The sequence below is a fragment of the Thermomicrobiales bacterium genome, from assembly GCA_041390825.1.
GTDB lineage: Bacteria > Chloroflexota > Chloroflexia > Thermomicrobiales > UBA6265 > JAMLHN01.
Genome location: JAWKPF010000043.1, coordinates 17,719 through 29,826 on the forward strand (window position 1 = coordinate 17,719; position 12,108 = coordinate 29,826).

Sequence of the window (12,108 nt, forward strand, 5' to 3'; positions counted from 1 at the left end):
GCTAGCCGGCGTCTTCCTCATCGCTTTCGGACGCGATCAGCTTGACGAGATCCTTGCGGGAAACGATGCCGACGATCTTGTTGTCGCCGGTGACCACAGGCACCGGATTCACGTTGTGGTCGATCATGATGGTCGCCAAATCGAGAACCGTGGCGTCCTTGTCGATATTGATGACTGGCGAGGTCATCAGTTCGCGCGCAGTCGTTGCCAGCACGCGCCGAACCTCATGATCGAAGTCGCTGGCGTCATCGTGCGTTTCGCGGTTCCATGGCAACCTGAACTTGCCAGCCTGGAAGTAGCCGCCGAAGAATGAGACGGTTTCCGGAACGTCCACTTCGGCCTTGCGGGTGACGATATCCGACTCCGTAATGATGCCGAGGAGATCGCCATCTTCGACGACCAGCACACCCGGAACGTCGCTCCGGGCCATCATGGAGGCGACCGTTTGCACGGTGTCGTCAGGCGCTACGACGGGCACCTTTTTTCGCATGATCGACGCAACGCTGACTTCATCCTGACTCACGATGTTCCTGCGCTTTCTATCTCGAGCTCAGCAAGGATTCGGGCGATGGCCTCGGGCAGGTCACTGGCAACCACGCCAAGTGACGAGAGTTCCTGTGTGAGGCGCAACGCCGCTTGGGTGCCAGCATAGACGGCCAATGCCGCGGCGTCGACTGCTTCGAGACCTTGCGCGAGAAAGGCCGCGATCGAGCCCGCGAGCACGTCGCCGGTACCAGCCGTGGCGAGCGCTGGGGCGGCGGTCTCGACGGTGCGAACCACTGTCCCATCGCTGATGTACGCCTTACCGGCTTTCAGCACGATCACCTGGCCGAATGCCTCAGCGGCGTCCTTTGCCGCGCTGGCGGGATCTGCCAGGATCACATCGGCATGGCGAATGGTCAAGGCCGCAAGCTCACCAACGTGCGGTGTCAGCACGAGCGACCCTGGCGCAACCTTCGTCCACCACGACTCCTGCTCTGACAGCCAGTGCAGGGCATCCGCATCGACCACCGCAGGAATCGATCCATCGAGAAGCGTGCTTCTGGATTCCCCGGAGGCCTCCCGTGCTATCGAGCCAAAACCCATGGAGCGCGTCGCAGTGCTCGTGTTCTCCCCGAAAATGCCGGACAGCAACGCAGTAGCGGCGGCATCCCGGGAAAGACCCGGTCCGATGAGCAGCGCCTTCGATTTCGCGATGTGTGGTTCGAGAAGCGCGATCGCTTGCTGGACGCCGTGGGCCGAGTCGGTTTCCGGCATCGGCACGAAGACCGCTTCTGGTACGAGCGCGGCGGTGGCGCCCACCGAGGAGCGGGGAATCGCGAGGCTGACGATACCTGCGCCTGAACGAGCCGCGCCCATGGCCGCCAACGCCGGAGCGCCGATATACCCACGAGCCCCGCCGACGATGACGAGGCCGCCCACTCCCCACTTGTGCGCTGTGGCGTCGCGTCTTGGCAGGAGTGCCAGCGCGGAAGCGCGGTCGATGAATTCGACCGTTGTGCTCGATGTCATGAGTCGATTGGTCCCTTGATTGCAACAACGATTGCCATCGCGTCGGTGCGTGAATGCGTGATCGACACGCTGAAATCTGTGAGTCCCAGGAGTTCGGCGCGGGCTTTCGCGTCCCCGTGCAGGACGAGGACCGGCTTGCCGCGCCGATTCACCTGTGTCTCCATTTCGCGCCATTTGATGCCGCGAATGCCAGTACCGAGCGCCTTGGAGGTTGCTTCTTTGACGGCAAAACGCCCAGCGAGCTCTTCGGTGCGGTTGCGAAAGCGTGACCGCTCGTATTCGGTGAAACATCGGTTGAGGAACCGTTCGCCGAAATCGTCGAGAACCCGCTGTACACGGGCAATTTCTATGATGTCAATGCCGACCGAAATGGCGCCCGACTTGTCTGGATCGAATTCGGGAATGTAGATCATGCGGCGCTCTCGGCGCGCGGGCCGGCCACGCGGTATCTGTCCAGGAACGTCGATCGTGCCGACTCGAAGGCGCCCTGATCGATCGCGATCCGCATCGTTTCCATCTGTCGGACCAGGAAGCGCAGATTGTGCACAGATGCCAGCCGCAGGCCGAGGATCTCGCGTGCGCGGAAAAGATGGTGCAGGTAGGCGCGGTCGAACATGGCGCACGTTTCGCAATCGCAGGAATCATCGATTGGCACGAACGATTCCCGATGGTTCCGATGATGGAGATCGATGCGCCCGTCGGGTGTGAAGACCGAACCGTTGCGCGCCAACCGGGTCGGCAGGACGCAATCGAACATGTCGACGCCTTGCGCCACTCCGTTCCAAAGGTCTTCAGGCGAGCCGACGCCCATCAGATAGCGTGGCTTTCCTTCCGGAAGCTCTGGTACGACGACATCCAGCATCTCGGCCATTTCGGCCTTGGTTTCCCCAACGCTCAATCCGCCGATCGCGATGCCGGAAACGTCGGCTGCTGCGACATACTGGGCGCTCAACCGGCGAAGATCTGGATCCATCCCACCCTGGCAGATGCCGAAGAGCACGCCCTTGCGTGGCCGGCAAGACTCGGCGAGTGCTGCGATACAGCGATCGAGCCAGCGATGGGTGCGCAACGTCGCGTCGAGCATCTTGCGCGGCTTGGCCGGCAGCCCGATCAGGTGGTCGAGCGCCATCATGATGTCCGAGCCGAGCTGTGCCTGAATATCGACGGCGCGTTCAGGCGTCAGCATGTGCAATGAACCGTCGATATGCGACCGAAAGCGCACACCGTCGTCAGAGACTTTCGCTTGCTGCGCCAGAGAGAAGATCTGGAATCCGCCGCTGTCGGTGAGAATTGGCCGATCCCAGCACATGAACGGATGCAACCCGCCTGCAAGATCGATGAGCTCGGGTCCAGGTCGAAGCATCAGGTGATAGGTGTTGGCAAGCACGATCTGGGCGCCGAGACGAGCGACCTCGTGCGGGTGCAGTGTCTTGATCGTTGCCTGCGTGCCAACCGGCATGAAGACCGGGGTCTCGATCGAGCCGTTGCGGGTTTGAATTCGACCACGCCGCGCGCGCGTGCTGGGATCAGTCGCGATCAGTTGATACGAGAAACCAACCGGGGACGACCCGTTGGGTGAGGCGATTCGCAATGCCTCGCCTGTGGATGGGCGATCGATTTGTTCTTGAACGTTTGGCACCAGACGTTAGCGCGGCTGGTTGTAGCCCGCCTGGAGGCGGCGGTTACGGGCACGCTGAACGGCATCAGCACGGTCCGCGCTGCTCGTCGATGCGGCTGAAGCGGACTTGGACGCTCCGTTCGAGGCCGCGACGCTGACCCTGGGCGCCTCACCGACATTGTCCATGAACGACACATCGGCTAGCGGGTCCGACTTGGATGCGATGGGTTTGACTTCTTCCACTTTCGCGGTCTTGGCCGCTGTTCCCGTGGACTTTGCAGATGAAACCGATGATGACTTGCTTGTTGTCGAGGACGACGACGTCGAGGTCGACTTCGCAGTCGTCGGCTTGGAGCCGCTCTTGTTGGCCGAGTTGGCGGCGCTCTGCGCGGTTCGCTTGGCCGAATTGACTTCCTTCTGCAGTGTGTTGGTAGCGCCCGTAAGCTCGCCCTTGACGCCGGCAATCTCGCGGTCGACCTGGCTGCGAAGCTCGCGGACATTCACGCCCGCTTCCCGTTCGAACTCGCCTTGCAGGTCCGAGGTCATTCTGCGGGCGTCGCGCAACAGCTTGCCCGCCTGACCGGCGAGCTCGGGTAGACGCTCTGGTCCGAAGATAATGAGTGCAACGATCGCGATGATCACGATCTCTTGCACGCCCATTCCGAGGAAACCCATGGCAAAACAACCTCATTCTCTGGTGGATTTGGGCGCTCGGGTCGGCGGTGTCTTGTCGGCTTGAGCGCCGGTGAAGTATAGCATTGGGGAAAAGCGGGCCCGGCGTCGGCACGCCCGGGACACCGTGAGAGAAGGGACGCGTTCGATCGAACGATGAAAGCAATTGTTGGGCTCGGGAATCCGGGAAACCAGTATGCCGGGACCCGGCACAACATCGGTTTCATGGTGGTCGACAAGTTGGCCAGCGAATTCGGCGCAGGCACTCCCAAGGCGAGATTCAAGTCGCTCGTCACAGAAGTGACCATCGGCAGCGAAAAGGTGGTGCTCCTGAAGCCCCAAACCTATATGAACCTGAGCGGCGATGCGGTTCGGCTGATGGGTTCCTGGTACAAGCTCTATGCAGACGAGATTCTGATCGTGTTGGACGAACTGGATCTCCCATTCGGTACGCTCCGCTTGCGTGAGCGCGGCAGCGCAGGGGGGCACAACGGACTGTCGTCCGTGATCCAGCAGCTCGGCACGAACGAGTTTCCGCGTCTGCGGGTTGGAATCGGACGGGGCCGTTCGAGTGCAACCGCGCAGGTGCTTTCGAAATTCTCGTCAGACGAACAGCAAGAATTGCCGTTCGTTGTTGCGGACGCCGCGGAGGCTGCCACACTCTGGGTGCGCGAAGGGGCGGTGACGGCCATGAACAAGATCAATGCCAGCGCGTCGAAATCGGTGGCTGAAACTGGAGGCTCGATCAGTGGTTGACGATGGGCAAGGAATCGGGCAGGTAGGCGTGGTCGGCGCGGGCACGATGGGCAGCGGGATCGCGCAGGTGATCGCCCTGGCAGGATATCCGGTGACAATGGTCGATCGGCGCGACCAGGACCTCGAGCGTGGATTGGCCTCCATCGAAAAGAGCCTTGCCCGAATGGAAAAAAAGGGCACACTCGATGCGGCAGGTGTCGCGGACGCTCGCGGCCGCATCGCGGTGTCGACCAACCCCAAGGACCTTGCCATGTCCGATCTGGTCATCGAGGCCATTTACGAGGACCTTGCCGCCAAGACCGAGCTCTTCCGCGCGCTCGACGAGGTCGTAGCCGCGGAGGCGTTGCTGGCCAGCAATACGTCGTCGATCTCCATTTCGGCGCTGGCGGCCACGGTCTCTCATCCCGACCGATTCGTCGGGATGCATTTCTTCAACCCGGTGCCGGTGCTGCCGCTCGTCGAGATCGTTTGGGGGCTGCAGACCTCGAGTGAGACGCGAGATCGGGCATTCCAATTTGCCACAGCCATCGGAAAGTCGCCCATCCTGGTTGCCGATATCCCGGGTTTTGCTGTCAATCGCATTCTCGTGCCGATGGTCAACGAAGCAGTCTTTGCCTTGAGCGACGGCGTGGCAGACAGGGACCAAATCGATTCGGCCATGACCCTTGGAGCGGCGCACCCGATGGGGCCGCTTGCGCTGGCCGACCTGATCGGGCTCGATGTCTGTCTCTCGATCATGGAGGTTCTTCACCGCGATCTCGGAGACGACAAGTATCGGCCCGCTCCCCTCCTCCGGCGCATGGTTGCGGCTGGTAAGCTGGGACGAAAGTCCGGTGAAGGATTTTATGTTTACGAAGGGGCGACGTAGGTGTCGGAGCGCGCGGTTCCAATTCGCATGCTGATCGCCAAGCCAGGCCTGGACGGGCATGACCGGGGCGCGAAGGTGATGGCGCGTGCGTTCCGGGACGCCGGATTCGAAGTCATCTACACCGGCTTATTCCAAACGCCTGAGATGATTGCGAACGCTGCTCTGCAGGAAGATGTCAGTGTCGTTGGTCTGAGCATTCTTTCTGGCGCTCACATGACACTCTTCCCTCGGATCATGGACGAGCTGCGCGCACGTGGACTCGATGACGTGCTCGTGGTTGCGGGCGGGACGATACCGGAAGAGGACCGTCCGGAGATTCTGGCCATGGGCATCTCGGCCATCTTCGGCCCAGGGACGTCGATGTCATCGGCCATCGACTACGTGCGCACCCATGCGCCCGACCGTTCCAGTGACGGTTCCTGATTCCCTGATCGAACAAGCGCTGTCGGGAAACCAACGCGCAATTGCACGTCTGGCGACCCGATTGGAAAACGATCCCGCGGGAAGCACAGCTATCGTCTCCGCGCTCTACCCGTATGCAGGCAAAGCGCATGTGATCGGGATCACCGGGCCACCGGGCGCTGGCAAGAGCTCACTGCTGGCGGGGGTTGCGAGGACACTTTCGCAGCGCGGGAAGCGTGTTGCAATCGTTGCGGTCGATCCCAGCAGCCCGAAATCAGGCGGGGCGACGCTCGGTGACCGGATCCGGATGTCCGAGTCAGCGCTCGATGCAAATGTCTTCGTGCGCAGTCTCGCGTCGCGCGACCGTAACGATGGATTGGCGCCAGCGGCCGCCGACATAGCGATTCTGTTCGACGCCGCGGGTTACGACTATGTCTTTGTCGAGACCGTTGGATCGGGACAGGATCAGCTAGAGGTCGCTGATCTGGTGCATACGACCGTGCTCGTCCAGATTCCCGGGGCGGGAGACTCGGTACAGCTCCTCAAAGCGGGCGCGATGGAAATCGCCGACATCTATGTCGTCAACAAGTCCGACCTTCCTGGAGCGCAACGGGTGGCACGCGATATTCGCACCATTCTGGGACTCGCACCGGGAAGTGCCGGCGGTTGGCAACCGCCGATCGTGTTGACGTCGACTGTCGAGGACTCTGGCTTCGACTCTCTGGTCGACGCACTGGACGCCCACGCGCGGTACCTGGCGGAGCACGATCTGATGGAGGAACGCAAGCGTCGGATGGCGCGTTCCGAGCTCAAGCGAGCCATTGCTCGGCGGGTGCAATTGAGCGAAAGCGACGCCGAGTCCGAACTGATCGAGCAGCTCATGGCGAGAACGATCACGCCAGATGCTGCGGCCGAGAGCCTTCTTGCGTTCCTCGTTCAGCGACCAGCGGAACGCTGACTGGCAGCCCGGTTCGCAATGAGCCCGGCCATGATGCCGGCGCCGATTCCATTGTCGATATTGACCACAGCAAGACCTGGCGAACAGGTCTGTAGCATCGTGGTCAATGCTCCCAGCCCATCCCCGCCGAATCCGTAGCCCGTCGATGTCGGCAGCGCCACCACTGGGAGGGAAACGAGTCCGGAGACGACTCCCGGCAACACACCATCCATGCCGGCCGCCACGATGAGTGCATCAGGATCGTGCGCCAGCGTTTCCCGCAGTGGTTCGACCAGCCGATGCAGCCCGGCGATCCCCATGTCGAAGCGAAGCGACACCGAGCAACCCATCTCTGCCAGGACGGCCGCGGCCTCGAGCGCTTGTGGACGGTCGGACGATCCCGCGGTGAGGATTCCCACCCGTCCCCCGGTCAGAACCGGCAACGTGCCTGGACGCATGGCGACCAGCGTTCTGCCAAGGGTGTCATGAGCGATCTCGCAACCGACTGAAGAGAGTTCTCCAGTGATCGCGGCAACTGCGTCGCCATCGACTCGTGCGACGAGCACGCGTCCCTCGCTTTCGATGAGCTTGCGTGCGGCAACGACGATTTGATCGGGGGATTTGCCCTGACCGTAGATCACCTCGGGCGCGCCCGTGCGAGCGTGGCGCTCTCGATCGATGCGAACGCCGGCTTCTTCCTGGGATTCGATCTCTCCGAGCAAGGCTCGGCGCAGATCGACGAATGGGTCAGGATTCGTCATCGGGGCGCTCCAGCAAGAGCACGCTCGATAGCGGCTTCGACATCGATTGGAGGACTGGCACTCGCGCCACACTGGAAGGAGCCGAGAAACTCGATGTTTCCCGCTGGTCCCTTGATGGGGGAAGCGGTCAGTCCGCGCAAATGCAGCGAGTTCTCGCTGGCCTGAAACACCACATCCCGCAGGACACGCTCGTGAACGGACCGGTCGCGCACGACCCCGTTCTTGCCGACCTCGCCTTTGCCGGCCTCGAACTGTGGCTTGATCAATGCGACAACGCTGGCATCGGGAGCCGAAATGCGGCCCACGGCGGGAAAGAGCTTGGAAAGCGAGATGAAGGAAGCGTCGATCGCGGTGAACTCGACTGGAAGTGGAAGCGACTCGAGAAATCGCGCATTGGTGCGATCCATGACGATCACGCGTGGATCGTTCCGCAGCTCCAATGCAATCTGACCGTACCCGACATCGATGGCGAAGACGGTCGCGGCGCCGAGCTGGAGCATGACATCCGTGAAGCCGCCAGTACTCGCGCCGATATCCGCGCAGACTCTACCCGTCAAGTCGATCGCGAACTCACGAAGCGCGTGATCGAGCTTCTCACCGCCTCTGCTCACGAACCGGGGCGGCTCGACCAGGGAAATGACGTTCTCGTGCCCCACTGGGTCACCGGCTTTGCGCGCGGGCTGGTCGTCCACCAACACGACCCCGGCCAGGATGAGCGCCTGCGCCTTGCTGCGCGTTGGCGCAAGTCCGCGCTCCACCATTTCGAGATCGAGCCGGGCGCTCATCGGGCGTATGCGCCGTATCCGCTGGTCATGTGCGCATCACAGACCGCAATAGCCAGCGCATCGGCAGCGTCATCTGGCCGAGGAATGTGGTCGAGCCCGAGGATGATCCGCACCATTTCCTGAATCTGGTTCTTGTCGGCTTTGCCGTATCCCACCACCGCGTGCTTGATCTCGCTCGGACTGTATTCGCGCACCGGAATGCCGCGTTCTGCCGCTGCAAGCAGCACAACTCCGCGCGCTTGTCCCACCGCGAGCGCGGTGGTGACATTGCGTGCGAAAAAGAGCTTCTCGACGGCCATGACATCGGGATCGTGCTCGGCGAGCAGCAGGCGCATGTTGCTGTAGAGCTGAAGGAGGCGCTCCGGCATCGACTCGGTCGGGTGCGTCTCGGCAATGCCGTAGTCGATCATCGCCGGCGATCCATCTGCAGTGTCGATGACACCGTATCCCAACCGCGCGGTTCCTGGGTCGATTCCGAGCACGATCATCGGCGCACCGACCCCGCGGTCAACGGATCTAGCTGGCTTCGGCCAGCAACTCGTCAGTGAATTCGAGATTGGAGTAGACCGTTTGCACGTCGTCCAGATCCTCCAGCTTCTCGAGCAGCTTGATGACCTTGATGGCGGAAGCGGTGTCCGGTGTGACGGTTGCTTTGGGCTTCATCACCGGATCGGCCGAATTGACTGTGATCCCGGCTGCGACCAGCGCCTCTTGCACCGTGTGCAGGCTTTGCACCGCGGTGTAGACCTCGATCCCGTCTTCGTCGATGGAGACATCGTCGGCACCCGCATCGATCGCAACGAGCGCGATTTCCTCCGGATCGCCACCGTTCGCATCGACTGAAATGAGTCCGACATTGTCGAACATCCAGGCAACGCTTCCGTTCTCTCCGAGGGTTCCGCCGGCCCGAGTGAGCGCGGAGCGGACTTCCCCGACGGTGCGATTGCGATTGTCGGTCAGCGCGCGAATGACAACCGCGACGCCACCTGGGCCATATCCCTCGTAGGAAATCTCGTCAAAGTTGTCGGCATTGCCTGCGCCCGTGGCTCGCTCGATGGCGCGGTCGATATTGTCTTTGGGCATGTTCTCCGCGCGGGCCTTCTGGATGGCCAGCCGCAGCGCCGAGTTCGCATCGGGGTCAGGGCCGCCAGCCTTAGCCGCCACGGTGATCTCACGGGCGAGCTTGGTGAACAGCTGGCCACGCTTTTGATCGTTCGCGCCTTTGGCCCGCTTGATCGTCGCCCATTTCGAATGTCCCGACATGAAAGCACTATCCTCGAAAGAAATCGTCTTCTGTACAACCGGAAAAGTATAGCATTCGCCTCGATTACGGCTGTTTGTGAACAGTTTTCAGTCGATTGAATTCTGGTTCACGACCTGCTATTCTTTATGCGGAATTGCACATTTGTCTGGTTCCTGAAAGCGATTGCGCGATCATGAAAGTTTGCTCGGAGTCGAGCAACGACAACTGAAGACTTGGCCTCGACATCCCATGCTCGCTTGTTCAGGGGGTGTCTTTTTTTATGCCGTCTACCCGCCAGCCCGAACGGTGCGCCGACTGACCGTTGGCTGATCGTCAAAGAAGCAGGAATTGCGCGATGTCAGATCTCCTCGAAAAAGGCCGTTCGCAAGGGTACTTGCTGACCGACGATCTGTTGGCGCTGTTCCCGAATGCAGAGGACCAGATCGAGGGCCTCGATCAGCTCTATTCGTCGCTGGTCACCGAAGGCATCGAGGTCATGGATCACGCTCCGGCTCGTTCGGAGACCGAACGCCGGCAGCCCCAGGAAGAGCGCCTCGACGAGGCCGATCAGCCGTCCGGCGTGGGCGACTCGGTCCGCCTCTATCTGCAGCAGATCGGCGAAACCGATCTGTTGACCATGCAGGGCGAGATCGACCTTTCGAAGCGAATCGAGCTTGGGAAGTTCGCTCAGGCGCAGCTCGACGAGGACTCCTCGCTTTCCCCCGCAGAGCGCAAGTCGCTGCTGGCGCTGGTCGAGGACGGCGAACGAGCGCGCGCGCATCTCATTCAGGCGAACCTTCGCCTGGTCGTTTCAGTGGCCAAGCGATACGTCGGCCGTGGAATGTCGTTCCTGGATCTCATCCAGGAGGGCAATATCGGCTTGATGAAAGCGACGGACAAGTTCGACTACAAGCGCGGTTTCAAGTTCAGCACCTACGCTACCTGGTGGATTCGCCAGGCCATCACGCGTTCGATTTCGGACCAAAGCCGCACGATTCGGTTGCCGGTCCATGTTGGCGAGACCATCAACCGGGTACGCAAGACCTCGCATCGACTGCAACAGATCTACGAGCGTGAGCCCACTGCCGAAGAAATCGGCCGGGCTATGGACATGACCGATGACAAGGTGCGGCAGGTGCTCGATGTCAGCCGGCATCCGATCTCGCTGGAAGCTCCGGTCGGACAAGACGGCGAGGCGTTTCTGGGGGACTTCATCGAGGACAGCGCGCTGCCGCAGCCAGTCGAGCTCGCTTCGCATCAGCTCCTCAAGCTCCAGATCGCCGAGGCGCTCGACAAGCTGAGCGAGCGTGAGCGACGCATCATCGTGCTGCGGTTCGGGCTGGAAGACGGGAAATTCCGTACGCTGGAGGAAGTCGGGCGCGAGTTCGGCATCACCCGTGAGCGGATTCGCCAGATCGAAGCCAAAGCGCTGCGCAAGCTCCGGCATCCATCGTACAGCCGTCAATTGCGTGGATATCTCGACTAGCGCCCAAGAGGCCGCCTACACCGCGAGATTGATTCGGCTCCGGTTTCTGACGACCCGGTAGCGCCACGCTGCCGGGTCGTTCTGCTCGTCTATGGCGCGGTCAGGATCAATGAAACGTTGTGTCCGCCGAAACCCATCGAGTTGGTCATGACAGCGTCGATCTCGAGCGGCCTCTTCACGTTAGGGATGTAGTCGAGGTCGCAATCCGGGTCGGGTGTCTCCTGGTTGATCGTGGGCGGGGCGATCTGATCCCGGATGGCGAGCGTTGCGATCACGGCTTCGAGCGACCCGGCGGCTCCGAGCAGATGACCGGTCATCGACTTCGTCGAACTGATCGGCACACGGTACGCGGCGTCTCCGAAAGCGCCTTTGATCGACTGTGTTTCGAACTTCTCGTTGAGTGGTGTCGACGTGCCATGGGCATTCAGATAGCTGATCTGACCAGGCTCCAGTCCGGCATCGGCCAGCGCGAGTTTCATGGCGCGGGCAGCTCCTTCTCCTTCCGGAGCGGGTTGCACGATGTGGTTGGCGTCATCAGTGGCGCCATATCCCGCAACTTCGGCGAGGATCCGCGCTCCTCTCGCAATTGCGTGCTCGCGCTCCTCCAGGACGAGGACGGCTGCCCCCTCGCCGACCACGAAACCGTCGCGCCCAAGATCGAACGGCCGACTCGCCGCCGTGGGGTCATCGTTGCGTTTCGAAAGCGCGCCCATGGCGCTGAATCCTGCCACGCTGAGCCGGGATACCGGCGCCTCGCAACCGCCTGCATAGACAACATCGGCCATGTCGTCCCGAATCCAGCGCATTGCTTCGCCGATTGCATGGGCCGAACTGGCGCACGCAGAAACGGATGCCATGTTCGGTCCCTTGGCATCGAGCCGCATCGACACGTGGCCGCTTGCCATGTTTGCCAACATCATGGGCATGAAGAACGGGCCGATGCGGCGCGGACCGTGCTCGAGCAGTGTTTCCATGCCGGTTTCGATAGTCTCGATCGCGCCCATTCCGGTTGCAATGAGCGCCCCCGTGCGATACGGATCGGGCGCGCCAGTTGTGAAACACGCGTTT

15 protein-coding genes are annotated in these 12,108 nt (G+C 61.7%); 5 read left to right on the top strand and 10 right to left on the bottom strand.

Features of this window, described 5'->3' with window-relative positions; genetic code table 11:
- Nucleotide 1 precedes the first annotated feature (1 nt).
- The 5 genes from R2855_17865 to tatB are packed head-to-tail and all read right to left on the bottom strand — an operon-like array spanning nucleotide 2 to nucleotide 3,805.
- The gene (locus tag R2855_17865; protein MEZ4532865.1) at nucleotides 2–523 is read right to left on the bottom strand and encodes a CBS domain-containing protein; all 522 of its coding nucleotides are present in this window, start codon (nucleotides 521–523) and stop codon (nucleotides 2–4) included.
- Nucleotides 520–1,512, bottom strand: coding sequence for an NAD(P)H-hydrate dehydratase (locus R2855_17870; protein MEZ4532866.1), 993 nt, complete (start codon nucleotides 1,510–1,512; stop codon nucleotides 520–522). The genes R2855_17865 and R2855_17870 overlap by 4 nt, the downstream gene beginning before the upstream one ends.
- On the bottom strand, nucleotides 1,509–1,925 hold the full coding sequence (gene acpS / locus R2855_17875; GenBank protein MEZ4532867.1) for a holo-ACP synthase: 417 nt from the start codon (nucleotides 1,923–1,925) through the stop codon (nucleotides 1,509–1,511). Before acpS ends, R2855_17870 begins: the two co-directional genes overlap by 4 nt.
- The gene (gene tgt, locus R2855_17880) at nucleotides 1,922–3,103 is read right to left on the bottom strand and encodes a tRNA guanosine(34) transglycosylase Tgt (GenBank protein ID MEZ4532868.1); all 1,182 of its coding nucleotides are present in this window, start codon (nucleotides 3,101–3,103) and stop codon (nucleotides 1,922–1,924) included. Before tgt ends, acpS begins: the two co-directional genes overlap by 4 nt.
- Nucleotides 3,104–3,157: 54 nt before the next feature.
- A complete protein-coding gene (gene tatB, locus R2855_17885; protein MEZ4532869.1) occupies nucleotides 3,158–3,805 on the bottom strand; it encodes a Sec-independent protein translocase protein TatB in 648 nt (215 codons plus the stop codon).
- A 153-nt stretch (nucleotides 3,806–3,958) separates the two neighbouring features.
- Here tatB and pth point away from each other — a divergent pair, with 153 nt between their 5' ends.
- Genes pth through meaB form a run of 4 tightly spaced genes read left to right on the top strand, consistent with a single transcriptional unit; the run spans nucleotide 3,959 to nucleotide 6,786 of the window.
- Entirely contained in the window at nucleotides 3,959–4,558 is a 600-nt protein-coding gene (gene pth, locus R2855_17890; protein ID MEZ4532870.1) for an aminoacyl-tRNA hydrolase, read from the top strand.
- Entirely contained in the window at nucleotides 4,551–5,426 is an 876-nt protein-coding gene (locus tag R2855_17895) for a 3-hydroxyacyl-CoA dehydrogenase NAD-binding domain-containing protein (GenBank protein ID MEZ4532871.1), read from the top strand. Before pth ends, R2855_17895 begins: the two co-directional genes overlap by 8 nt.
- Complete coding sequence (locus R2855_17900) at nucleotides 5,427–5,849, top strand: cobalamin B12-binding domain-containing protein (GenBank protein MEZ4532872.1); 423 nt, start codon at nucleotides 5,427–5,429, stop codon at nucleotides 5,847–5,849.
- Entirely contained in the window at nucleotides 5,818–6,786 is a 969-nt protein-coding gene (gene meaB / locus R2855_17905) for a methylmalonyl Co-A mutase-associated GTPase MeaB (GenBank protein MEZ4532873.1), read from the top strand. Before R2855_17900 ends, meaB begins: the two co-directional genes overlap by 32 nt.
- Here the strand turns inward: meaB and larB are convergent.
- Genes larB through R2855_17925 form a run of 4 tightly spaced genes read right to left on the bottom strand, consistent with a single transcriptional unit; the run spans nucleotide 6,765 to nucleotide 9,574 of the window.
- A complete protein-coding gene (gene larB / locus R2855_17910) occupies nucleotides 6,765–7,526 on the bottom strand; it encodes a nickel pincer cofactor biosynthesis protein LarB (protein ID MEZ4532874.1) in 762 nt (253 codons plus the stop codon). The genes meaB and larB overlap by 22 nt on opposite strands.
- On the bottom strand, nucleotides 7,523–8,311 hold the full coding sequence (locus tag R2855_17915) for a TlyA family RNA methyltransferase (protein MEZ4532875.1): 789 nt from the start codon (nucleotides 8,309–8,311) through the stop codon (nucleotides 7,523–7,525). Before R2855_17915 ends, larB begins: the two co-directional genes overlap by 4 nt.
- Nucleotides 8,308–8,799 (bottom strand): crossover junction endodeoxyribonuclease RuvC, encoded by a 492-nt coding sequence (ruvC, locus tag R2855_17920; protein MEZ4532876.1) that lies wholly within the window; start codon nucleotides 8,797–8,799, stop codon nucleotides 8,308–8,310. Before ruvC ends, R2855_17915 begins: the two co-directional genes overlap by 4 nt.
- Nucleotides 8,800–8,827: 28 nt before the next feature.
- Nucleotides 8,828–9,574 carry a YebC/PmpR family DNA-binding transcriptional regulator gene (locus R2855_17925; protein MEZ4532877.1) on the bottom strand — a complete coding sequence of 249 codons (747 nt, stop codon included), beginning with the start codon at nucleotides 9,572–9,574 and terminating at the stop codon, nucleotides 8,828–8,830.
- Between the two features lie 335 nt (nucleotides 9,575–9,909).
- Here R2855_17925 and rpoD point away from each other — a divergent pair, with 335 nt between their 5' ends.
- On the top strand, nucleotides 9,910–11,040 hold the full coding sequence (gene rpoD / locus R2855_17930; protein ID MEZ4532878.1) for an RNA polymerase sigma factor RpoD: 1,131 nt from the start codon (nucleotides 9,910–9,912) through the stop codon (nucleotides 11,038–11,040).
- Between the two features lie 89 nt (nucleotides 11,041–11,129).
- Here rpoD and R2855_17935 read toward each other — a convergent pair.
- Nucleotides 11,130–12,108: beta-ketoacyl-ACP synthase II (locus tag R2855_17935; GenBank protein MEZ4532879.1), on the bottom strand; the 979-nt coding region annotated here is incomplete at its 5' end.